We start from the raw sequence: 22,167 nt of genomic DNA on the forward strand, positions 1-22,167 counted from the left end.
CCTAAGCTTTCTTCGCCGTCGCGCGCCAGGCGATGGCGAGCGCGAGCAGCAGCAGGGCGCCGGCCAGATAGAACGGCGCGCCGGGCATCTTGAGCGGCACGTTGTCGCCGATGAAATAGGCGAAGGTCAGCGTGAACAGGAACGGGCCGATCAATTCCGACATGCTCTGCACGCTGGATGTCGCGCCCTGCTGGTCGGCGGCGACGAGCTGCGTCGTCAGCGCCTGCGTCGCAGCGCCCGAGAGGCCCCACAGCGCCATCACGGGAATGCCGATCCAGAACAGCTGGCCGGTCGGCGCGGCGCCGAAGATCACGAAGCCCAGGGCGCCGCAGACGAGGCCGAGGAACAGCGCGTTGCGCTCGCCGAGGCGGTGCACGATCGGGCCGATCGCCGCGCCCTGCACGATCATGCCGCAGAGGCCGACCAGCGCCAGCGTCGCGCCGACGGTGCCGGTGTCCCAGCCGTAGCGATAGGTGGCGTAGAGCACGAACACCGAGGGCAGCACGACATGCGCGAGCTGGCCGAAGAACGTCGCCAGCGACAGGCCGGCGAGCGTCCGGTTCGAGCGCAGGAAATGCAGCGCGCCGATCGGATTGGCGCTCTTCCATTTGAACGGCGCGCGCCGCTCCACGGGCAGCGACTCCGGCAGAATGAACAGGCCATAGAGCCCGTTGACGAAGCTCAAACCCGCCGCCGCCCAGAACGGCAGCCGCGGATCGATCTCGCCCAGCAGGCCGCCCAGCGCCGGTCCGAGGATGAAGCCCGCGCCGAAGGCAACGCCGATCTTGCCGAACATCGCGGCGCGCTGCTCCGGCGCGGTGACGTCGGCGATATAGGCGAACACGGTCGAGATGCTCGACGAGGTGATGCCCGAGATCGCCCGCCCGATGAACAGCCAGATCAGGTTCGGCGCCAGCGCCATCAGCACATAGTCGGCGGCGAGGCCGAAATTCGACAGCAGCACCACCGGCCGGCGGCCGAAGCGATCGGACAGCGCACCGAGGATCGGCGAGCAGACGAACTGCATCAAGGCCCAGATCGAGCCGAACACGCCGAAGATGCGCGCCGCATTTGCGGTGTCGTTGTTGACGAATCCTTCGATCAGCTTGGGCAGGATCGGGATGATGATCCCGAGCGCGAGCATGTCGAGCAGCAGGGTGATGAAGATGAAGATCACCGCGCCGCTGCGCGGTTGCGCTACAGCAACCGTGTCACTCCCCGACCCTTCGCTCACGACGGCCGTTTGCGCTTGTGGGCGAACGGATTGGCCTTCTCGCGCAGCGTGATCCGGATCGGCGTGCCCGGCAGATCGAAGGTCTCGCGCAGCGAGTTGATGAGGTAACGCAGATAGGATCGCGGGATCGCGTCGGCGCGCGAGCAGAACAGCACGAAGCTCGGCGGGCGCGCCTTCACCTGCGTGATGTAGTTCAGCTTCAGCCTGCGGCCCGAGACCGCCGGCGGCGGGTTGGCCTGGATCGCCTGCTCGAACCAGCGATTGAGCGCCGAGGTCGGCAAGCGCCGATTCCACACCGCATAGGCCTCCTGGATCGCCGTCATCAGGCGGTCGATGCCCTCGCCCATCAGGCCGGAGACGGCGACGATCGGCGCGCCCTTGACCTGCGGCAGCCAGTGGTCGGCATCGGTGCGCAGCTGCGAGATCTGGTTGGGCTTGCGCTCGACGAGGTCCCATTTGTTGACCGCGAGCACGATGGCGCGGCCTTCGCGCTCGATCAGGTCGGCGATGCGCAGGTCCTGCTCCTCGAACTTGTTCTGCGCGTCCATCATCATCACGACGACTTCGGCAAAGCGCACCGCCCGCAACGCGTCGGCGACCGAGAGCTTCTCCAGTTTCTCCTCGATCCGCGAGCGGCGGCGCAGGCCGGCGGTGTCGAACACCCGGAACTGGCGGCCCTGCCAGGTGATCTCGACCGCGATGGAATCGCGCGTCGTGCCGGCCTCGGGACTGGTCAGCAGCCGCTCCTCGCCGAGCAGATGGTTGATCAGCGTCGACTTGCCGGCATTGGGCCGGCCGACGATGGCGACGCGGATCGGGCGCTGCGCGGCCTCCTCCTCCGAGATGTCCTCGTCGTCCGCGAGCTCGTCGTCGTCCTCCGGTGTCTCCGGCACCAGCGCGCTCAGCGCCTCGTGGAGGTCGCCCATGCCCTCACCATGCTCGGCCGAGATCTGGACGGGATCGCCGAGCCCGAGCGCGTAGGATTCCATCGCGCCGATCTCGCCATGCTTGCCCTCGGCCTTGTTGGCGACCAGCACCACCGGCTTGTTGGCCTTTCGCGCGAAGTCGGCGAAGGCACGGTCGGTCGGCGTCAGGCCGACGCGGGCGTCGATCACGAACATCAAGGCGTCGGCGAGCTCGATCGCGGTTTCGGTCTGCTCCTGCATCCGCGCCGTCAGCGAACCCTTGGCGCCTTCGTCCAGACCTGCGGTGTCGATGATGGTGAAGTCGAGATCGTAGAGCCTGGCCTGGCCCTCGCGGCGGTCACGCGTCACGCCGGGCTCGTCATCGACCAGCGCGAGCTTCTGGCCGACCAGCCGGTTGAACAGCGTCGACTTTCCGACATTGGGCCGGCCGATAATGGCGATGGTAAAAGACATGGATTATCCAGGCGCCGCGGCGCGGCGCGCGCCAACGAATTTAAGCAGGAGCCTAGCGGCTAAATCCGCCGCTCGGTAGCGGTGCGGGGAAGGCGCCGCCGGATTGTTGCGTGGTCTGGGTCTGCTGGGCCGGCGCCGCAGGCTGCGCCTGCTGGTCGTCGGCGGGTGGCGCGGTGGTGCGGCGGCGGACGATCTTCTTCGGCTCCGGCGGCAGCGCGGCGGGCGCGCCCTCCTCAGCTGCGGCATCGGGCGCAGCCGCCTGATCTGCGGCCGGCGCTGCCCTGCCCTTGGCGTGCTTCTTGGCGCCCTTCGGCGGCTCCGGCGGCGGGGCCGGCTGGGCGGCGGCGGCTGCCGCGGCGTTCTGCTGATCGAGCTGCTCCTGCTGCGAGCCCTTGTACAATTCCTTCGGCACGCCCTGATCGAGGCCGGGCACGCCTTCGGGGAATACCGGCTTGCGGTCGCCCTGCAGCTTCTTCTTGGTATCGAGGAAGTCGAGCAGGTCGCTCGGATCGAAATTGGACATGCCGCCACCGCCGCAACCCGCCAGCACGCTGCAAAGCGCTGTCAGAACTGCGGCTGCGATCAGGCGTTGCGAGCGGCGCATGGTCGATCTCTCACTCAAACTCGGGTTTTGTCTGGGCATGATCTCCGCGCAAACGCTTCGCGTTTGTCGCGAGGGAAAACCGGTTCCCACTTTTGCAGATCATGCCTCCTCAGCTCTTGGCGACCGGCGGCAACAGTGCCTGCAGCGCCTCGGCGCGCGAGCGCATGCTCGGCGGCGTCTCGCCGTCATTGGCAATCTGGTCGAGCCACTGCCGCGCAGCGGTGGCATCGTTGGCGCGCCAGGCCGACAGCGCCAGCAGCTCGCGCGCGGAATGGCGGAACGTCGAGTCCTTCGCCGTTGCCGTCGCCTCGAGCCGTTGCAGCATGTTCGGATAGGTCGTGGTCTCCATCAGGATCTGCGCGGCGCGGATCCGCGCCAGGTCCTGCTCGGGACCGCCGACGCTGCGGTCGGCTGCGATCTCGTCATAGAGCTTCGCGGCAGCCGGCTGATCGCGGGTCGCGACCTCGGCGGCCATGCGCAGCCGCGCCAGATTGCGGTAACCCGACGGCGCCTTGGTGATGAGGGCGGCAAAGGCGGCCTCCGCCTCGGCATGCTTGTTCTGATCGGACAGTTCGACAGCGCGGTCGAACGCCGCGCCGGCCTCGGCGGCCTTCCCGGCCTCGAGATACTGGTAGCCGCGCCAGCCACCGACGCCCGCAACGATCAGGATCGCCAGGGCGATGATAAAGAGCGAGTACTTGTCCCACAGCTTCTTGAGCTGATCGCGACGGACTTCCTCGTCGACTTCGTTAAATAATTCAGACACTTAAGGCTATCCCATCCCCTCGGGACCGCTGCCATCGGTGGGGCCCAGCCCCTACCCGATCCCCACATCGCGGCGGCGTTACCCTAATGGTGTGGCGGAGGCAAGGCAAAGCGAGGCGGATCAAAGTGTTAACCGGGGACGTTTGCGGCTACGCGACGGGACTGCATAGGCTCCCTCTCCCGCTTGCGGGGGAGGGTTGGGGTGGGGGTGTCTCCGCGAGTCGGAGCAGAGATAGAGTCCCATTGGCGCGAGAGCCCCCACCCGCCGCGCTGCGCGCGCCGACCTCCCCCGCAAGCGCAAGCGGGAGAGGTGCACCGAGTTAGCGGAGGGCACGTTGGCGTCGCACTACGGCGCCCCCGCCGGCAAGCTCTCCCTGATCTGGCGCTTGATCACCTTGCCGTTGGCGTTGCGCGGCAGCGGCTCTGATGTCAGCGCCATGGTCTCCGGCACCTTGTAGTCGGAGAGCCGCTCGGCGCACCAGGCGCGCAGGCTCTCCGCATTCACGTCCGTGCGGGTCACGATCACGGCGTGCACGCGCTCGCCGAGCACCGGGCACGACTTGGCGATGATCGCGCTCTCGACCACGGCCGGATGGCCGGCCAGGACGGACTCGACCTCGGCGGAATAGATCTTCAGGCCGCCGCGGTTGATCATGTCCTTCTGGCGGTCGAACACGCGGACGAAGTTCGCGGCGTCGATCGAACCGAGATCGCCGGAATGCCAGAAGCCGGCCGTAAAACTCTCCGCGGTTGCCTTCGGATTGTTCCAGTAGCCCTTGATGACCGAGGCGCTGCGGATCCAGAGCTCGCCGATCTCGCCGCGCGTCAGTTCGCGGCCGTCGGCGCCCATCACGATGATCTCGGCGCCGGGGCACGGCAGGCCGACGCTGTCGATATGGGCGGCGGTGAGTTCGCCCGGCATCAGCGTCGAGGGCGACGTGGTCTCGGTCGCGCCGTAGCAATTCGCAAGCTTCAGACCGGGAATCTTGGCGTCGAGTTTTTCGATGGTTGCGACCGGCATCGGCGCGCCGCCGAAGCCGCCGATCCGCCAGCTCGACAGGTCGTAGCTGTCGAAATCCGGCTGCATCAGGCAGAGATTGTACATCGCCGGCACCATCACCGTGTAGGTGACGCGCTCGCGCGCCGCGACCTTCAGATATTCCGAGGCCTTGAACTCCGGCATGATGATCAGCGCGCCGGCGCAGCGTGCCATCGTGGTGATGTTGGCGACCGCGCCGGTGACATGCGCGAGCGGGACCGCCGCGATCGAGCGATCAGCCCTGGTCAGCTTCAGGCACGAGGCGAACACCATCGAGGAGTGGATGATGTTGCAATGGGCGAGCATGGCGCCCTTCGGCCGGCCGGTGGTGCCCGAGGTGTAGAGGATCATCGCGGTGTCCTCTTCCCGCACCTGTGCCGGCGCCTGGGCCTGGGCGTTGTCGGCGAGGCCAGCGAATTGCGATGCGCCGTCGTCGCTGACGGAGATGCGATGCTTGAGGCCGGGAATGTCGGCCGCATCGGGGATGCGGTCGGCAAGCCTGGCCTCATAGACCAGAAGAGTGGCGCCGCAATCGTTCAGCACATAGGCGATCTCGGGCTTCTGCTGGCGCGTCGAGAGCAGCACCGTGACCAGCCCGGCATGCGCCGCGGCGAACATCGTCAGCACGAATTCGATGCGGTTGCCGAGCAGGATCGCGACGCGGTCGCCGGGCGCAAGGCCGAGTTTGGCAAAGCCCGCCGCGACCTTGGCCGATTTCTCCGCGACCTCGCGCCAGCTCAGGCGCGTCGCGCCGCAGACCAGCGCCTCGCCGTCGCCGTTCTGCGCAACGGCGTCCGCGATCATCGCCCACAGGCTGCCGGGCCGCTCCGGGAAAGCCGGCACGACGCGATCACCGAAGCGCGGCTCGAGCCGCATCGGCGGAATTGCGTGCTGCGACCAGTCCATGCGCGCCCCGTCAGCTCTTCTTCATGCCGTAGACGTGCTCCGGCCCAGGGAATGCGCGGCTCTTCACGTCGCGCGCATAGCCCGCGATCGCCTCCTCGATCATCGGACCGAGATTGCCATAGCGGCGCACGAATTTCGGCGCCCGCGGCGACAGGCCGAGCATGTCCTCCAGCACCAGCACCTGGCCGTCGCAGGCCGCGCTGGCACCGATGCCGATGGTGGGCACGGCGATCGACTGCGTGATCTTGCGCGCCAGCGGTTCGGCGACCGCCTCGACCACGATCGAGAACGCGCCCGCCTCCGCGATCGCCTTGGCGTCGTTCTCGATCGGCGCCCAGCTCTCCTCCTCGCGGCCCTGCGCGCGGAACGAACCGAGCGTGTTGATCGACTGCGGCGTCAGACCGATGTGGCCCATCACCGGAATGCCGCGGTCGGACAGGAACGCCACCGTCTCCGCCATCCGCGCGCCGCCCTCGAGTTTGACCGCGCCGCACAGCGTTTCCTTCATGATCCGCACCGCGGACTGGAACGCCTGCTCCTTCGAACCCTCATAGGAGCCGAATGGCATATCCACCACGACGAGCGCGGCTTGCGAGCCGCGCATCACCGCGCGGCCCTGCAGGATCATCATGTCGAGCGTCACCGGCACCGTGGTCTCGAAGCCGTGCATGACGTTGCCGAGGGAATCGCCGACCAGGATGGCGTCGCAATGACGGTCGACCAGCGCCGCGGTGTGCGCATGATAGGACGTCAGCATCACGATCGGCTCGCCGTTCTTGCGGGCGCGCAGATCGGGCGCGGTCTTGCGCTTGATGGCGGATTGAACAGACATAGTCAGGCTCCCATGACAGGCACGCCGATCACGACCGGGTGGAACGCAAACGCCAGCGCCAGATAGACGATGACACCGACCGCGATCGCGATCAGGTCGTTGGTTGGGCCGCCCACCGGAATCGGCGGCGCGCCGGCATCCGCACGGCGCTTCAGCGAGATGCGGTCATAGACCGCCCAGCCGAGAAACGAGCCGAACAGGATGATCGAGCCGAGGTCGCCATTTGCGAGCAGATGCGCGAACGCCCACAGCTTCACGCCGGCGAGCATCGGATGCTTCAGCGTGGTGTAGATGCGGCCGCGGATATAGGAGGCGACGACGAGGATGACGGCGGGTAGCATCAGCGCCACCGCGATGTGCTTGAACGCTGTCGGCGGCGTCCAGACGTCGATCCATCCGGTCGCGCGATAATGCGCAAAGCCCCAGATGATCAGCACGAGCCCGGCCGCGGAGGCGAGCGAATAGGCGATCTTGTAGACGCCCTCGCCCATCGCCTTGATCAGGCCGGCGCGCATCTCGCGCAGGCTCGTCAGCACATGGACGCCGAGGAACAGCACGAGACCCAGGATCATGACGAGCAGTCCCACGATGTTCCTCCCCTGATCGATCAATGCCTTCGCGTATCACCTTCGGGCCGCGAAAAGCAATGCGCTGCACTCTACACCGTCATTCCGGGGCGCGCTGAAAGCGCGAACCCGGAATCTCGAGGTAATCGGGCGCGCAAGCCAACCTCCAGATTCCGGGTTCGATGCTTCGCATCGCCCCGGAATGACGGTGCCATCAAGGCTTGTCGGCCGATTTGGCCAGTTCGCGGTTGTCGACATAGCGGATCATGATCGGCCGGCCGGCCAGCGCCCCGCCCAATCCGCCGGTGAATTTCAGCGGCAGGCAGGCATCCAGCGAGGCATTGATCGCGTTGAGGTAGGTGGTGCGGGTGTCGGCCGGGATACCCCGCGTCGAAAATGTCAGGCGCGGCGTGCCGATCATCTCGCCGGTTCGCTTGAAGCTGAAGCGCACCGACATCTGCATGCCCTCGCGCGCGTCGTCCGACGGCGGCGGCGCCCAGCAGGCGCGCAGCGCGGCGAAGAGATCGCCGATGGTATCGAGATCATGATCCGGCTTGCGGTACTTCTCGGCCTGATCCTGCGGCGGCACCGTGAGGATCGTGAGCTGGAGATTTTCGCCGTACGGATAATCGATCTCGGGCAGGCACGGCCCGTGGTTGAACACGCTGCAATAGGATGGGATGCAGGGTCCGCTGTCGAGCACGCTGCAGGGCGTGTGTGCGAACGGCACCGGGTTGGTCTGATGCCGCTGCCGGGCGGAGGCCGAGCCCGCGAGGGCAAAGGCCAGCACGGCAAAAGCGAGGCAGATGGCGACGCGTCGGAGCATTTAGATGGACCCGGATTGCGCTTCCGGGGAAAATGGTGCCGCGGCCGGAGCGCATCAAGCGGGGCCGTGTTCACGTCCTCGCGCTTTTCGCTCCACAACCCCCGCTGTCATCGCCCGGCTCGACCGGGCGATCCGGTATTCCAGAGACGGCGGTGATTGAACGGATGAGCCTCGGCGTACTGGGTCCCCCGGTCGAGCCGGGGGACGACACCGAAGATGCGGCGCGATGCGTATGCCGCGCTACGCCTTCTTCTTCACGTCCTTGACGTTGGAGAAGGTGATGCCCTCGGCGCGCTCGCGGGTGTAGCCGAGATAGAACTCGTTCTTGGCCATGAACACGGGATCGCCGTCGACGTCGTCGGCGATGCCGGAATTGTTGGCGGCGACGAACGCGTCGAGCTTCTTGCGGTCGTCGGATGATATCCAGCGCGCCAGCGAGAATTCGGAGATCTCGAACTCGACCGGCAGCGAATATTCCGCATCGAGCCGCGCCTTCAGCACGTCGAGCTGCAGCGGGCCGACCACGCCGACCAGCGCCGGCGCGCCGTCGCGCGGGCGGAACACCTGCACGACGCCCTCCTCCGACATCTGCTGCAAGGCTTCCTTCAGCTTCTTCGCCTTCATCGCATCGGTGAGCCGAACGCGGCGGACGATTTCCGGCGCGAAGCTCGGCACGCCGACGAAGGTCAAATCCTCGCCCTCGGTCAGGGTATCGCCGATCCGCAGCGTGCCGTGGTTCGGAATGCCGACGACGTCGCCGGCAAAGGCCTCGTCGGCGACCGAGCGGTCCTGCGCGAAAAAGAACTGCGGGCTCGACAGGCTCATGTTCTTGCCGGTGCGTACCAGCTTGGCCTTCATGCCGCGGCTGAGCTTGCCCGAGCACAGCCGGGCGAAGGCGATGCGGTCGCGGTGGTTCGGATCCATGTTGGCCTGGATCTTGAACACGAAGGCGCTCATGCGCGGCTCGGCGGCCTCGACCTTGCGCAAATCCGAGTCTTGCGCGCGCGGCGCCGGCGCGAACTTGCCGAGGCCTTCCAGCAAATCGCCGACGCCGAAATTGCGCAGCGCGCTGCCGAAATAGACCGGCGTCAGATGGCCTTCGCGGAATGCCGCGAGTTCGAACGGCTTGCAGGCCTCCGACGCCAGCGCGAGCTCGTCCTTGACTTCGGCGACGTCGAGATTGGGGTTGCGCTTGCCGAGATCGGCGATGTCGATCTGCTCGGTGGCGCCGGTCTTGGCGCCGCCGCCCTCGAGCAGCCGCACGCCGCCGTTGACGACGTCATAGGTGCCGAGGAAGTCGCGGCCGCGGCCGACCGGCCAGGTCATCGGCGTGGTGTCGAGCGCCAGCGTCTTCTCGATCTCGTCCAGGAGCTCGAACGTGTCGCGGCTCTCGCGGTCCATCTTGTTGATGAAGGTGATGATCGGGATGTCGCGCAGCCGGCACACCTCGAAGAGTTTTCGCGTGCGCGCCTCGATGCCTTTCGCGGCGTCGATCACCATGACCGCGGAATCGACCGCGGTCAGCGTGCGATAGGTATCTTCCGAGAAGTCCTCGTGGCCCGGCGTGTCCAAGAGGTTGAACACGAGGTCGTTGAACTCGAAGGTCATCACCGAGGTGACGACCGAGATGCCGCGCTCGCGCTCGATCTTCATCCAGTCCGAGCGCGTGTTGCGCCGCTCGCCCTTGGCCTTGACCTGGCCCGCGAGATTGATGGCGCCGCCGAACAGCAGCAGCTTTTCCGTCAGCGTGGTCTTGCCGGCATCCGGGTGCGAGATGATCGCAAAGGTGCGCCGTCGCGCCACTTCCTCTGAAAGTGGCGAGCGGGACGGCGATTCGGCTGAAACTGAAATGTCGGACATGGCGGGGCATTTGGCAGGGAAAACGGGCGCAATCAAGGGCGTTTTGTCGCAATGCGGAACGGCCGCACCATCCCCATATAGGCACCGGAAGGACGACCTTCTCCTCACCATACCATTCGCGGGGACGACCCTGCCTTATCCGGAGGGTTCGTGATGGCTTGGACCATTCTGTTCACCGCTGGCCTGCTCGAGATCGGTTGGGCGATCGGGCTGAAATATACCGAAGGTTTCTCGCGGCTGGTACCGTCGGTGCTGACGCTGGCGGCGATGGCCGGCAGCGTGATCCTGCTCGGCCTCGCGCTCAAGACGCTGCCGATTGGAACCGCCTATGCGGTCTGGACCGGGATCGGCGCGGTCGGCACCGCGGCGCTCGGCATCATCCTGCTCGGAGAACCCGCGACCGCGATGCGGCTGGCCAGCATCGGACTGATCGTTGCCGGCATCGTCGGGCTGAAGCTGGTCGGCTGATGACTTCCTTGGGACGCGTTTTCCTAACGCGAACCGGCTTCCACTTCGCTCGAAAACGCTACTTCAGAATCTGCACCGCCCAATAGCTCGCGGCTGCGACCGCAGCCGACGCCGGGATCGTGATCACCCAGGCGTAGACGATCGAGCTCGCCACATTCCAACGCACGGCGGAGAGCCGCCGTGCGGCGCCGACGCCGACGATGGCGCCGGTGATGGTGTGCGTGGTCGATACGGGAACCCCGAGATAGGTCGCCATGAACAGCGTCGCGGCGCCGCCGGTTTCGGCGCAAAAACCCTGCATCGGCGTCAGCTTGGTGATCCGCAGCCCCATGGTGCGGACGATCCGCCAGCCGCCCATCAGCGTGCCCAGCGCCATCGCGCTCTGGCAGGCCAGCACCACCCAGAACGGAATCTCGAAGGTGTCGCCGAGATGGCCCTGCGAATAGAGCAGCACGGCGATAATGCCCATGGTCTTCTGCGCGTCGTTGCCGCCATGGCCGAGCGAATAGAGTGACGCCGAGGCGAATTGCAGGATGCGGAAGGCGCGATCGACCGCGAACGGCGTCGAGCGCACCGAGAGCCAGGACACGATCGCAACCAGCACCAGCGCCAGCAGGAAGCCGACCAGCGGCGACAGCACGATCGCGAGCAAGGTCTTGGAGAGCCCGCTCCACACCGCCGCCGAAATCCCCGCCTTCGCCATGCCGGCGCCGACCAGGCCGCCGATCAGCGCGTGCGAGCTCGATGACGGAATGCCCAGCGCCCAGGTGATCACGTTCCAGACGATCGCGCCGACCAATGCTGCGAAGATCACGGTCGCATCCACCACCGACGGCTCGATGATCCCGGTGCCGATGGTATTGGCAACGTGCAGGCCGAATACCAGGAACGCGACGAAGTTGAAGAACGCGGCCCAGAACACCGCGTATTGCGGCCGCAGCACGCGGGTCGAGACGATGGTCGCGATCGAGTTCGCGGCATCGTGCAGGCCGTTCAGGAAGTCGAACAGCAGCGCGACCGCGATCAGGATGGTCAGAATTGGAAGACCCAGCGTGGCGTCCACGTGATGCCCCGCTCTACACTTGCTCGATCACGATCGAGTTGATCTCGTTGGCGACGTCGTCGAAACGGTCGGCCACCTTCTCGAGATGGTCGTAGATCTCCGCGCCGACGATGAAGTCCATCGTGTTGGCGTTGCGGTGCTTCAGGAACAGCTCCTTGAGCCCGATATCATGGAGATCGTCGACCCGGCCCTCGAGCTTGGTCAGTTCCTCGGTGATCTGGGTCAGCATCGAGACGTTCTGGCCGATGCCCTGCAGCAAGGGCAGCGCGCGGACCACCAGATTGGCGCATTCCACGATAAGCGTGCCGATCTCGCGCATCGGCGGCTCGAACTCGCGCACCTCGAACAGCATGACCGCCTTTGCGGTCGCCTGCATCTGGTCGACCGCATCGTCCATCGAGGTGATCAGGTTCTTGATATCGCCGCGATCGAACGGGGTGATGAAAGTGCGGCGAACCGCGGTCAGGACCTCGCGGGTGACGCTATCGGCGTCGTTCTCGAACTGATTGACGCGCTGGCAAAAGACGGGCGTCTCCTCCCCGCCCTTCAGCATGTCCTGCAACGCCAATGCGCACTGCACGGAGGTCTGGGCGTGGCGGGCGAACAGGTCGAAAAAGCGCTCTTCCTTGGGCAGAAAGGCGCGAAACCACCGCAGCATGTCTCAGTTCCATCATTCCGGGACAGCCCTTTTAGCGGCTGTCACAGAACTGTCATAGAGCATCTGGCGGGGAAAGCACCGGGATCGACCGCCCAAACGGGCGGTCGTCCACCGCTATGTCGGCCGAAAATCGCCGAGACCTGCCCTACAGCGACCGCCGCAACAAATGGGCCAGCTCACCGACCAGGCCGCGCCGGAACAGCAGCACGCAGGCCACGAAGATCACGCCCTGGATCACCGTCACCCACTGGCCGAAGCCGGCGAGATACTGCTGCATGGCGATGATCACGAAGGCGCCGACCACCGGGCCGAAGATGGTGCCGAGACCGCCGACCAGCGTCATCAGCACGATTTCACCGGACATCGACCAGTGCACGTCGGTGAGCGAGGCATTCTGCGCCACGAACACCTTCAGCGAGCCGGCAAAGCCCGCCAGCGTGCCCGACAGGATGTAGGCCAGCATCTTGTACTGGTCGGTCTTGTAGCCGAGCGAGATCGCGCGCGGCTCGTTCTCGCGGATCGACTTCAGCACCTCGCCGAACGGCGAGTTGATGGTGCGGTAGATCAGCAGGAAGCCGGCAAGGAAGCCGACCAGCACGACGTAATAGAGCACCAGCGGCTTCGACAGGTCGAAGATCCCGAGCAGGTGGCCCTGCGGGATGCCCTGGATGCCGTCCTCACCATGGGTGAACGGCGCCTGCAGGTAGATGAAGTAGAGCAGCTGCGACAGCGCCAGCGTGATCATCGAGAAATAGATGCCTTGGCGGCGGATCGAGATGAAGCCGGTGACCAGGCCGAGCAAGGCCGCGGCCGCGGTGCCGACCAGGATGCCGAGCTCCGGCGACAGCCCCCACACCTTCAGCGCGTGCGCCGAGACGTAGCCGGCGGTGCCGAGGAACATCGCGTGGCCGAACGACAGCAGGCCGCCATAGCCGATCAGGAGGTTGAAGGCGCAGGCGAGCAGCGCGAAGCACAGCGCCTGCATGACGAAGAACGGATAGATCCCCGTCCACGGCACGATCGCCAGCAACAGCGCCATCGCGGCGAATACGATCATCTCGTCGCGCATCGCGCGCGGCGTGATCGGAAGTGTATCGTCGGTCAATGCTGACATATCAAGCCGCCCGTCCCGTCAGTCCCGTTGGCTTCACCAGCAACACCACCACCATCAGGACAAACACCACGGTGTTGGAGGCCTCGGGATAAAAATACTTGGTCAGTCCCTCGATCACGCCGAGCGCGAAGCCGGTGATGATCGAGCCCATGATCGAGCCCATGCCGCCGATCACGACCACCGCGAACACCACGATGATGAGATCGGCGCCCATCAGCGGGCGGACCTGGTTGATCGGCGCCGACAGCACGCCGGCGAGCGCGGCGAGACCGACGCCGAGCCCGTAGGTCAGCGTGATCATGCGCGGCACGTTGATGCCGAATGCGCGCACCAGCGTCGGGTTCTCGGTGGCGGCGCGCAGGTAGGCGCCGAGCTGCGTCTTCTCGATCAGGAACCAGGTGGCAAGGCACACCACGAGGGAGAAGATGACGACCCAGCCGCGATAGATCGGCAGGAACATGAAGCCGAGATTGACGCCGCCCTTGAGCTGATCCGGGATCGAGTAAGGCAGGCCCGAGGAGCCGAAATAGTTCTGGAACACGCCCTGCACGATCAGCGCGATGCCGAACGTCAGCAGCAGTCCGTAGAGATGGTCGAGGCCGGTCAGCCATTGCAGCATGGTCCGCTCGAGGATCATGCCGAAGATGCCGACCACGACGGGTGCGATGATCAGCGCCCACCAGTAATTGATGCCGCCCAGGTTGAGCAGGAAATACGCCACGAAGGCGCCCATCATGTAGAGCGCGCCATGCGCGAAATTGATGATGTTGAGCATGCCGAAGATGACGGCGAGCCCCAGACTGAGCAGCGCGTAGAACGAGCCGTTGATCAGTCCCACCAGAAGCTGTGCGTAGAGAGCCTGCATCGAATGAGCTTTCGCTAGATAGATGAAGCCCGCCGGCCACGCGCATGGCCGGCGGGCATGATCGTCACTTCTTCAGAAGCGGGCAGGTGCTCTTGTCGAGCGGCGTGAAGGCCTGGTTGCCCGGCACGGTGCCGACCAGCTTGTAGAAGTCCCACGGTCCCTTGGACTCCGAGGGCTTCTTCACTTCGAACAGATAGGCGTCGTGGGTGACGCGGCCGTTGGCCTCGACCTCGCCCTTGCCGAACAGCGGATCGTCGGTCGGGATCGTCTTCATCTTCGCGATCACCTTGGCGCCATCATGCGGATTGCCGCCGAGCGCTTCCAGCGCCTTGAAGTAATGGATGAGGCCCGCATAGACGCCGGCCTGCACCATGGTCGGGGGCGCGCTGTTCTTCATCCGCTCCGAGAAGCGCTTGGAGAAGGCGCGGGTCTTGTCGTTGAGGTCCCAGTAGAACGTCTCGGTGAAGTTGAGGCCCTGCGCGGTCTCGAGCCCGATCGCCTTGACGTCGGTGAGGAACAGCAGCAGCGCCGCGAGCTTCTGGCCGCCCTTGACGATGCCGAACTCGGCCGCCTGCTTGATCGAGTTGGTGGTGTCGCCGCCGGCATTGGCGAGGCCGATGATCTTGGCCTTGGAGGCCTGCGCCTGCAGCAGGAAGGAGGAGAAGTCAGCGGTGTTGAGCGGATGCTTGACGCCGCCGACCACCTTGCCGCCATTGGCGGTGACGACGGCCGTGGTGTCGCGCTCGAGCGCCGCGCCGAACGCGTAATCCGCGGTGAGGAAGAACCAGGTGTCCCCGCCCGCCTTCACCAGCGCCTGGCCGGTGGCGTGGGCGAGCATGTAGGTGTCGTAGGTCCAGTGCACGGTATTCGGCGAGCACTGCGCGTTGGTGAGATCCGAAGTGGCGGCGCCCGAATTGATGTAGACGCCGTTCTTTTCCTTCACGACGTTGTTGACCGCGAGCGCGACGCCGGAATTCGGCACGTCGACGATGGTGTCGACCTTGTCGACGTCGAACCACTGGCGGGCGATGGTGGTGCCGATATCGGGCTTGTTCTGGTGATCGCCGGAGATCAGGTCGATGGTCCAGCCCTTGGCCTTGAGGCCGGAGTCCTCGATCGCCATCTGCGCCGCCAGCGTCGAGCCGGGGCCGGCGAGATCGGCGTAGAGGCCGGACTGATCCGACAGCGCGCCGATCTTGACCGTCTTGTCGAGCTTTTCCTGGGCGGAGGCGACGCTTGCAGCCGAGAGCACCATCGCGGTGCCGAGCAGGAGCGCCGAAATCTTGTTCTTCATGTCGTATTCCCTCGTCTTAAATTTTCTGGTTCTGGCGATATCAGACGCCGAGATAGGTATGGAGCTTGTCCATGTTGGCCGACAGCTCGGAATTGGCGAAGCCGTCGATCACCTTGCCGTGCTCGACAATGTAGTAGCGGTCCGCAACGGTCGAGGCGAAACGGAAATTCTGTTCGACCAACAGGATGGTGAATCCCTGCGACTTCAGGCGCGCAATGGTGTGCCCGATCTGCTGGATGATGACCGGCGCCAACCCTTCGGTCGGCTCGTCCAGCATCAGGAAGCGCGCGCCGGTCCGCAGGATGCGCGCGATCGCCAGCATCTGCTGCTCGCCGCCCGAGAGCTTGGTGCCCTGGCTGGTGAGGCGCTCCTTCAGGTTGGGAAACAGCGTGAAGATCTGGTCGAGCGGCAGGCCGCCCGGGCGCACCACCGGCGGCAGCAGCAGGTTCTCGCGCACGTCGAGGCTGGCGAAAATGCCGCGCTCTTCGGGACAGAATGCGATGCCGAGCCGCGCGATCCTGTCCGAGGTGGCGCGGATGATTTCCTGATTGTCGAAGCGGATCGAGCCGGAGCGCTTGCCGATGACGCCCATCACCGACTTCAACGTGGTGGTCTTGCCGGCGCCGTTGCGGCCGAGCAGCGTCACCACCTCGCCGGCCTTCACGTTGAAATTGATGCCGTGAAGGATGTGGGATTCGCCGTACCAGGCCTGCAGATCCTTGACCGTCAGCACGTCGGCGCCGGCCGCAGCCACGGGCTTCTCCGCCAGTTTTGCCTCAGCCATGACCCGCTCCCAGATAGGCTTCCTTCACGCGCTCGTCCTTGGAGAGGTCGGCGTAGTTGCCCTCCGCCAGCACCTGCCCGCGCGTCAGCACGGTGATGATGTCGGAGAGGTTGGCCACCACCGAGAGGTTATGTTCGACCATCAGGATGGTGTATTTCGCGGAGATCCGCTTGATCAGCGCCGCGATCTTGTCGATGTCCTCGTGGCCCATGCCGGCCATCGGCTCGTCGAGCAGCATCATCTCGGGGTCGAGCGCGAGCGTCGTTGCAATTTCAAGTGCGCGCTTGCGGCCGTACGGCATCTCGACCGCCGGCGTGTTGGCGAATTCGCTCAAGCCGACGTCGTTCAGGAGCTCGTGGGCGCGCGGATTGAAGCGGTCGAGCACGCTTTTCGAACGCCAGAAATCGAACGACGAACCGTGTTGCCGCTGCAGCGCCACGCGAACGTTCTCGAGTGCCGTCAGATGCGGAAATACCGCTGAAATCTGAAACGAACGGACCAGCCCGAGGCGCGCCACGTCGGCCGGCGGCATCGCGGTGATGTCGTGGCCCTTGTAGCGAATCTGGCCTGCCGACGGCTTCAGGAATTTGGTCAGCAGATTGAAACAGGTCGTCTTGCCGGCGCCGTTCGGCCCGATCAACGCATGGATACTGCCCCGACGCACTTTCAACGCGACGTCGCGAACGGCGAAGAAACCCGCGAATTCCTTGGTCAATCCGCTGGTTTCGAGGATGAACTCATCGGCCAAATAGATTCCCCCATACGCCATCGCTGCGAAGCCCCTCGCCCGCGTGGCCAGCTTTTTTCGTGTCCGACAGGCGTCCGATCCGTCTTGGAAACCGTCCGGGGCCTGTCGCCTCCGGGCCGGAATATGCCGTCATCTGCGGCGGTTACGCAAGGTGGAAAGCTGTGCAGTGCGGCATCCGCGTGACCGGTTCCGGTTGATCCTTAGTCGAATGGCATTTCGGCGCGCTTTGCGCCTCGGGAAAGCGGTCGTTAACGGTGTTTTGCTCCGGACTCCCACTTTCATAGAATATTTCCGCGCCTCGGCGAAGCTCCGGCCATTGCATGATGAATGGCCAGAGCCTTGCATTTCGAGCGCGCCAGTTCTTCGGTCGTCAAGTCGATCCCGCAACGTGATGTCCTCGGCACGTGGCTGCGACTTTATGCCCGCGGCCAAACCATCCCGCACATCGATGAACTTGTCCTTGGCCGCATCCCGTTCGGGGATGTGCTTGAATTCGGCTAGCCGATGCAATTCAGAAGCGCCGATCCATCGGTGGTCAAGTCGATCACGCAGCGTGTGCTGCTGAACGCCTGGCTGCGCGCGCTGCGCATGCCGGACGCGCTTCCCCTGTTGTGCGACTTCCATACCGAGGGCAGCGCCGACGAGCGCGCCGACATGATGGGCTTTGACGTGGTCGGCAGTGGCGAGGCCGCGCGTTTCCTGATTACGCAGCAAGGCGCGAGGCTGACGACGGTCTATGGCAACGAGCACGTCGAACCGCGGCTGCGCACCAACCGCTATCTTGACGATGCGATCGGACCCGAGCGCTACGCGGGGGTCGTCCTGTCCTATCGTGCCTGCCTGGCGCGCAAGCGCCCGACCTACACCGTTGCGACGGTCGCCGACGCCGAGGGCAAGGAGGTTTCCTATGAACGGCTGCTCTTGCCGTTCGGACGTGGCGATGCCGTCGAGCACATCATCGGCTCGTACAAGGCGATCAGCATCGAGGGCGGCTTCCGGCTGCACAATCTGATGGGCGTGAAAGCGAAGGCCGTCCCGATCGTCACCGTGCGCGCGGTGATCGACCGCAGGTTCGTGCCCGCAGATCGTCCGACGAGCCAGGATTCGGTCGAGTTGATCTAGACGCGTCGCTTCACGCGAAGCGCTAACCTCATCGCTGGAAGCGCCTCAACCCTTCTTGCGTGCCTTCGCCGGCACTTCCTTGGCATAAATGTCCGGCTTGAAGCCGACGACGCGCTTACCCCCGAGATCGAGCACCGGACGCTTGATCATCGAGGGCTGCTCGGCCATCAGCGCCAGCGCCTTGCGCTCGTTCAATTCTTCCTTGTCGGCTTCGGGCAGCTTCTTGAAGGTCGTGCCGGCGCGGTTGAGCAGCATTTCCCAGCCGACCTCGTCGCTCCATTGCTTGAGTTTGTCCTTGGCGATCCCGGCGGTCTTGTAGTCATGGAAGTCGTAGGCGACGCCGTGATCGTCGAGCCAGGCCCGCGCCTTCTTCATGGTGTCGCAGTTCTTGATGCCGTAGATGGTGATGGTCAAAGCCGTTCCCCGCATGCGATTGCGGCGGGGAAACTATCCTCACTGCAACGGCAACGCTAGATCAGACCGCGCCGCGAGGACGTGAAGAAGGCGTAGTGCCATGCTCGGTGTCGTCCCCCGGCTCGACCGGGGGACCCAGTACGCCGCGGCATCTCCGTGATCGGTGCATGGCGCTCGCCAGAAACACCGCCGTCGTCCTGGCGAAAGCCAGGACCCATAACCACCGCAGTTGATTGTGAATGGGATCGCGGCCCAGCGTCGCGCAATGACTGAGATTTGGGATAATGGGTCCTGGCTTTCGCCAGGACGACGATGAGGGCGGTTGATCGCACTCAGTGCGCGTAGTGTGTAAAGACGAAATCGTGATCGCTGGCATGGGCCTCGTGGCAGGCGAAACACGTCTCGTGCTGGGCGGCATCGACCGGCTTGCCGTCGATGAAGCGGCCAAAGCCCCAGCCGCCGGTCGCGGCATATTTGGCGGAGTCCTTGACCATCACCTGGACCGTGGTCGCCGGCCCCGTGACGAAGGCGCCGTCGAGGCCTGCAACCGGCTTGCGCTTCCAGGCGAGTTTGACCAGCACGGTGCCGTCGGGGAAACGCGCGGCGCCGTCCTGATAGGCCTTCACGGCGGTCGCGTTGCCGAGCACGCTGCGAAGCTCATTCAGCCCGGTCTCCTCGCCGACCGCGATCAGCTTCCAGTCGCGATAGCCGTCGGGAATTTTCACGCCGAAGATCGGCGATGCCAACTCCGCGTCATCGGCATGCCCGACGGCAAACGGCAATGCCGCGCTGATGCAGGCTGCCGCGATCGCGGCAGCTGCCCATTTCACAACCTGTCTCATGATCCCCGATCCGCTCCGTCTCAGATATTGCTGACGTCGATGATGGCCTGGACGAAGGCCTGCGGCGCTTCCTGCGGCAGATTGTGGCCGATGCCGCCGGTCAGGAGCCGATGCTCATAGTGGCCGGAGAATTTCTTGGCATAGGCGGCAGGCTCCGGATGCGGCGCGCCGTTGGCATCGCCCTCCATCGTAATGGTCGGGATCGCGATGACAGGCGCCTGGGCGAGCGTCTTCTCGAACGCGTCGTACTTCGCCTCGCCCTCGGCGAGACCAAGCCGCCAGCGGTAATTGTGGATCACGATATCGACGTGATCAGGATTCTCGAAGGCCGCCGCGCTGCGGTCATAGGTGGCATCGTCGAACTTCCACTGCGGCGACGCGAGCTGCCAGATCAGCTTGTTGAAATCGTGCCGGTTCTTGGCATAGCCCTCACGGCCGCGCTCGGTCGCGAAATAGAACTGGTACCACCACTGCAGCTCTGCCTTCGGCGGCAGCGGCATCTTGCCGGCCGCCTGGCTGCCGATCAGATAGCCGCTCACCGACACCATCGCCTTGCAGCGCTCGGGCCAGAGCGCCGCCATGATATTGGCGGTGCGCGCGCCCCAATCATAGCCGCCGAGCACAGCCTTCTCGATCTTCAACGCGTCCATCAGCGCGATGATGTCGGCTGAGACCGCGACCGGCTGGCCGCTGCGCATGGTGTCGCCGGAGAGGAAGCGCGTCGTGCCATAGCCGCGCAGATGCGGCACGATCACGCGGTAGCCGGCCTCGGCCAGCGCCGGCGCGACGTCGGCATAGCTGTGGATGTCGTAGGGCCAGCCGTGCAGCAGGATCACCGCGGGACCGGACGCAGGGCCCATCTCGACATAACCGGTATCAAGCACGCCGGCATTGATCTGCTTGACGGGACCGATCGAGGTGTGGGCGCCGGCCTTGATCGCAGGCAGCGCCGGCTTGGACTGCGCGCTGGCCGAACCGATGAAGCCGAGCCTGGAGGCGGCAAGGATCCCGCCGGCGATGCCAAGGAAGCGGCGGCGTTGCTGATTGATGGACTGCGACATGGCGATCTCCTGCATCTGTTGTCGGGATGGAATATTGCAGAGACCGCCCCCGTCCGCTTTCAGAGGACGTGGATTTGTCCTTCAGACCGTCGTGATTTTGGCTCCGGGCGGCCTGTGCTAGGTTCCGCCACCGATTCAGCCGCCGGCCGCCGGACCATCGAATTTGACTTACCATTTCAACGACTTGACCCTCGACACCGAGCGCCGTGAGCTGCGCCGTGGCGATGCTCTGGTGGCCGTCGAGCCGCAGGTCTTCGACCTCATCGAGTTCCTGATCCGCGCCCGCGATCGGGTGGTCAGCCGCGACGAGGTGCTGGCCGCGGTCTGGCACGGCCGGATCGTCTCGGAAGCGACGCTGGGCAGCCGGATCAACGCCGCGCGAACGGCGATCGGCGACAATGGCGAGGAGCAGCGGCTGATCCGCACCCTGCCCCGCAAGGGCCTCCGCTTTGTCGGCGATGTCAGGGAGGACGCCGCGCACGATCGTCCGGCTGAAGACAATGCCAGCCCGCCGCGGCCGAGCGAGGGCCCATCGATCGCGGTGCTGCCCTTCACCAATATGAGCGGCGATCCCGAACAGGATTATTTCGCCGACGGGATCGCCGAGGACATCACCACGGCGCTGGCGCGTTGCAGCCGCCTCACCGTGATCGCGCGCAACTCCGCCTTCACCTACAAAGGCAAGGCGGTCGACATCCGCCAGGTCGGCCGCGATCTCGGCGTCGGCTATGTGCTCGAAGGCAGCGTCCGCCGCGGCGGCGATCGGCTGCGCATCACCGGACAGCTCATCGACGCCGTCTCCGGCGCGCATCTGTGGGCCGACCGGTTCGATGGCGCCGCCACCGACGTGTTCGACCTGCAGGACCGCATCACCGAGAACGTGGTCGGCGCGATCGAGCCGACCCTGCTCGTCGCGGAAGCCGAGCGGGTGCGGGCAGCGCCGCCCGACAGGCTCGACGCCTACGATCTGCTGCTGCGCGCCTATAGCCTGCGATACGAGTTCACGCCCGAGAGCATGGCAGCGGCACTCGATTGCCTCGATCAGGCGCTGGCGCTCGACCCCACCTACGCGCCCGCGCTGGCGGCCTCGGCCTATTGTCATGCGATGCGCCATGTCCAGGGCTGGCTGAAGCCGAACGACGCCTATCGCGAACGCGCGGTCGCGCAGGCCTGGCGCGCGGTCGAGCTCGCGCCTGGTGACCCGCAGGTGCTGTGGATGGCGGCATTCGCGATCTGGAACATGGCCGACGAGATCGAGCCCGCGCGCGACCTGTTCGAGCGCTCGCTGGCGATCAATCCGAACTCGGCGATGGCGCTCGTGCTCGGCGGCTGGATCGAGGCGATGCGCGGCAATCAGAAAGCCGGCCGCGCCATGATCGAGCGCGCGCAACGGCTGAACCCGCGCGACCCGCGCGGCTGGTTCGCCGCCGCGGCGCTGGCGATCTGCGCAGTGCTCGACCAGAATTTTGCCGAGGCGGTGATGTGGGCCGACAAGGCGCTGGCGCAGAACCGCCGCTTCGCGGTGGCGCTGCGCGTCCTGATCGTGGCGCTGGTCAAGACCGGCGACAACGCGCGCGCGGCCCAGATCGCGCGCGAGCTGCTCAAGATCGACCCGGAGTTCACGATCTCCGGCTTCCTGTCGCGGATCCCGTTTCCCGTGGAATCGATGTCCGCGACCTACCGCGAGACGCTGAAGGCGGCCGGCGTCCCCGACTGACGCCGC

23 protein-coding genes are annotated in these 22,167 nt (G+C 65.5%); 4 read left to right on the forward strand and 19 right to left on the reverse strand.

Features of this window, described 5'->3' with window-relative positions; translation table 11 throughout:
• Window position 1 precedes the first annotated feature (1 nt).
• From PMN64_RS10545 to PMN64_RS10585, 9 genes are all read right to left on the reverse strand, one after another.
• Entirely contained in the window at window positions 2-1,234 is a 1,233-nt protein-coding gene (locus PMN64_RS10545; protein ID WP_411780631.1) for an MFS transporter, read from the reverse strand.
• Window positions 1,231-2,613 carry a ribosome biogenesis GTPase Der gene (der, locus tag PMN64_RS10550; RefSeq protein ID WP_411780632.1) on the reverse strand — a complete coding sequence of 461 codons (1,383 nt, stop codon included), beginning with the start codon at window positions 2,611-2,613 and terminating at the stop codon, window positions 1,231-1,233. The genes PMN64_RS10545 and der overlap by 4 nt, the downstream gene beginning before the upstream one ends.
• A gap of 52 nt (window positions 2,614-2,665) precedes the next feature.
• Window positions 2,666-3,217, reverse strand: a complete 552-nt coding sequence (locus tag PMN64_RS10555; RefSeq protein ID WP_411780633.1) for a hypothetical protein — start codon at window positions 3,215-3,217, stop codon at window positions 2,666-2,668.
• A gap of 109 nt (window positions 3,218-3,326) precedes the next feature.
• Window positions 3,327-3,983: a tetratricopeptide repeat protein gene (locus tag PMN64_RS10560; protein WP_411780634.1), complete on the reverse strand. Its 657-nt coding sequence runs from the start codon at window positions 3,981-3,983 to the stop codon at window positions 3,327-3,329.
• 345 nt (window positions 3,984-4,328) lie between these two features.
• On the reverse strand, window positions 4,329-5,927 hold the full coding sequence (locus PMN64_RS10565; protein ID WP_411780635.1) for a class I adenylate-forming enzyme family protein: 1,599 nt from the start codon (window positions 5,925-5,927) through the stop codon (window positions 4,329-4,331).
• 10 nt (window positions 5,928-5,937) lie between these two features.
• On the reverse strand, window positions 5,938-6,759 hold the full coding sequence (gene panB / locus PMN64_RS10570; RefSeq protein ID WP_411780636.1) for a 3-methyl-2-oxobutanoate hydroxymethyltransferase: 822 nt from the start codon (window positions 6,757-6,759) through the stop codon (window positions 5,938-5,940).
• Window positions 6,760-6,761: 2 nt separating this feature from the next.
• On the reverse strand, window positions 6,762-7,346 hold the full coding sequence (locus PMN64_RS10575; RefSeq protein ID WP_411780637.1) for an NnrU family protein: 585 nt from the start codon (window positions 7,344-7,346) through the stop codon (window positions 6,762-6,764).
• A gap of 193 nt (window positions 7,347-7,539) precedes the next feature.
• Window positions 7,540-8,151, reverse strand: coding sequence for a hypothetical protein (locus PMN64_RS10580; protein ID WP_411780638.1), 612 nt, complete (start codon window positions 8,149-8,151; stop codon window positions 7,540-7,542).
• A gap of 240 nt (window positions 8,152-8,391) precedes the next feature.
• Window positions 8,392-10,011, reverse strand: a complete 1,620-nt coding sequence (locus PMN64_RS10585; protein WP_411780639.1) for a peptide chain release factor 3 — start codon at window positions 10,009-10,011, stop codon at window positions 8,392-8,394.
• A 153-nt stretch (window positions 10,012-10,164) separates the two neighbouring features.
• Between PMN64_RS10585 and sugE the strand changes: the two genes are divergently transcribed.
• The gene (gene sugE / locus PMN64_RS10590) at window positions 10,165-10,479 is read left to right on the forward strand and encodes a quaternary ammonium compound efflux SMR transporter SugE (protein ID WP_016839884.1); all 315 of its coding nucleotides are present in this window, start codon (window positions 10,165-10,167) and stop codon (window positions 10,477-10,479) included.
• Between the two features lie 58 nt (window positions 10,480-10,537).
• Here sugE and PMN64_RS10595 read toward each other — a convergent pair whose 3' ends face one another.
• The 7 genes from PMN64_RS10595 to PMN64_RS10625 all read right to left on the reverse strand — a co-directional run bounded on the left by PMN64_RS10595 (window position 10,538) and on the right by PMN64_RS10625 (window position 17,005).
• The gene (locus tag PMN64_RS10595) at window positions 10,538-11,542 is read right to left on the reverse strand and encodes an inorganic phosphate transporter (protein ID WP_038383666.1); all 1,005 of its coding nucleotides are present in this window, start codon (window positions 11,540-11,542) and stop codon (window positions 10,538-10,540) included.
• A gap of 13 nt (window positions 11,543-11,555) precedes the next feature.
• Entirely contained in the window at window positions 11,556-12,200 is a 645-nt protein-coding gene (locus tag PMN64_RS10600) for a DUF47 domain-containing protein (RefSeq protein WP_028344763.1), read from the reverse strand.
• A gap of 145 nt (window positions 12,201-12,345) precedes the next feature.
• Entirely contained in the window at window positions 12,346-13,314 is a 969-nt protein-coding gene (locus PMN64_RS10605; protein ID WP_304499932.1) for a branched-chain amino acid ABC transporter permease, read from the reverse strand.
• Between the two features lies 1 nt (window position 13,315).
• Window positions 13,316-14,179 carry a branched-chain amino acid ABC transporter permease gene (locus PMN64_RS10610; protein WP_016839880.1) on the reverse strand — a complete coding sequence of 288 codons (864 nt, stop codon included), beginning with the start codon at window positions 14,177-14,179 and terminating at the stop codon, window positions 13,316-13,318.
• 64 nt (window positions 14,180-14,243) lie between these two features.
• A complete protein-coding gene (locus PMN64_RS10615) occupies window positions 14,244-15,473 on the reverse strand; it encodes an ABC transporter substrate-binding protein (RefSeq protein ID WP_411780640.1) in 1,230 nt (409 codons plus the stop codon).
• Window positions 15,474-15,513: 40 nt separating this feature from the next.
• Complete coding sequence (locus PMN64_RS10620; RefSeq protein WP_018271255.1) at window positions 15,514-16,257, reverse strand: ABC transporter ATP-binding protein; 744 nt, start codon at window positions 16,255-16,257, stop codon at window positions 15,514-15,516.
• Window positions 16,250-17,005, reverse strand: a complete 756-nt coding sequence (locus PMN64_RS10625) for an ABC transporter ATP-binding protein (protein ID WP_016839877.1) — start codon at window positions 17,003-17,005, stop codon at window positions 16,250-16,252. Before PMN64_RS10625 ends, PMN64_RS10620 begins: the two co-directional genes overlap by 8 nt.
• 327 nt (window positions 17,006-17,332) lie before the next feature.
• On the opposite strand from PMN64_RS10625, the gene PMN64_RS10630 reads away from it, so the two are divergent.
• Entirely contained in the window at window positions 17,333-17,506 is a 174-nt protein-coding gene (locus PMN64_RS10630; RefSeq protein WP_411780641.1) for a hypothetical protein, read from the forward strand.
• A 3-nt stretch (window positions 17,507-17,509) separates the two neighbouring features.
• Complete coding sequence (locus tag PMN64_RS10635; RefSeq protein WP_304499929.1) at window positions 17,510-18,127, forward strand: hypothetical protein; 618 nt, start codon at window positions 17,510-17,512, stop codon at window positions 18,125-18,127.
• Window positions 18,128-18,172: 45 nt separating this feature from the next.
• Here the strand turns inward: PMN64_RS10635 and PMN64_RS10640 are convergent, their stop codons facing one another.
• The 3 genes from PMN64_RS10640 to PMN64_RS10650 form a co-directional block, all read right to left on the reverse strand.
• Entirely contained in the window at window positions 18,173-18,541 is a 369-nt protein-coding gene (locus PMN64_RS10640; RefSeq protein ID WP_411780642.1) for an ArsC family reductase, read from the reverse strand.
• Window positions 18,542-18,873: 332 nt separating this feature from the next.
• On the reverse strand, window positions 18,874-19,383 hold the full coding sequence (locus PMN64_RS10645; protein ID WP_411780643.1) for a cytochrome P460 family protein: 510 nt from the start codon (window positions 19,381-19,383) through the stop codon (window positions 18,874-18,876).
• Between the two features lie 20 nt (window positions 19,384-19,403).
• A complete protein-coding gene (locus PMN64_RS10650) occupies window positions 19,404-20,444 on the reverse strand; it encodes an alpha/beta fold hydrolase (protein WP_411780644.1) in 1,041 nt (346 codons plus the stop codon).
• A 163-nt stretch (window positions 20,445-20,607) separates the two neighbouring features.
• Here PMN64_RS10650 and PMN64_RS10655 point away from each other — a divergent pair, with 163 nt between their 5' ends.
• Window positions 20,608-22,161 (forward strand): winged helix-turn-helix domain-containing tetratricopeptide repeat protein, encoded by a 1,554-nt coding sequence (locus PMN64_RS10655; protein ID WP_411780645.1) that lies wholly within the window; start codon window positions 20,608-20,610, stop codon window positions 22,159-22,161.
• The last annotated feature ends 6 nt before the right edge of the window (window positions 22,162-22,167 follow it).

Origin of the sequence: Bradyrhizobium sp. UFLA01-814, assembly GCF_046718885.1 — a bacterium.
Taxonomy (GTDB): Bacteria; Pseudomonadota; Alphaproteobacteria; order Rhizobiales; family Xanthobacteraceae; genus Bradyrhizobium; species Bradyrhizobium elkanii.